This window comes from Mesorhizobium sp. M6A.T.Ce.TU.016.01.1.1 (assembly GCF_003997065.1).
Taxonomy (GTDB): Bacteria; Pseudomonadota; Alphaproteobacteria; order Rhizobiales; family Rhizobiaceae; genus Mesorhizobium; species Mesorhizobium mediterraneum.
This window is the reverse complement of record NZ_RZTJ01000143.1, coordinates 1-436: the sequence shown is the minus strand read 5'-3', so window position 1 is coordinate 436 and position 436 is coordinate 1. Positions and strand designations below refer to the sequence as shown.

Annotated in this window: 1 protein-coding gene; it reads right to left on the bottom strand. The window is 64.4% G+C overall.

Going from position 1 to position 436, the window contains the following annotated elements:
• Window positions 1-123: 123 nt before the first annotated feature.
• Window positions 124-420 carry an AzlD family protein gene (locus EOC94_RS33650; protein WP_013530970.1) on the bottom strand — a complete coding sequence of 99 codons (297 nt, stop codon included), beginning with the start codon at window positions 418-420 and terminating at the stop codon, window positions 124-126.
• Between the last annotated feature and the right edge of the window lie 16 nt (window positions 421-436).

Sequence of the window (436 nt, the reverse complement as noted above, 5' to 3'; positions counted from 1 at the left end):
TCCGTGAACCGGAGCGAAGCGTACTTTTGGGTACGTGAGCTCAGTTCTACCGCGACGCGGTAGAACGGGGAAGCGCAGGAAGCCGCCGTTTGCAGGCCGTCATCACCTGAATATCGATACGCCCTACCCGACGAACTGCCGCGCCACGATCAATACCGCCGCGCCCGCCAAAAACATCGCCATCAACCCACCGCGCAGCGAAACCACGGCGGTGACCACCAGTGCGGCCCATTCCGCCGGGCCGGCGTTCAACAGCTCGGGCGCTACCAGCGTCGTCAGCACCGCCGCCGGCACGGCATTGAGGCCGGCCTCGACGCGGGGATGGATGGTATCGAAGCGCGATATCACCAGGTGCCCCCCGATGCGCGTCAGATAGGTCGCGATTGCGCCGGCGATAATGATCCAGAAGGTCGTGCTCATGGCCGTGCCTTTACGC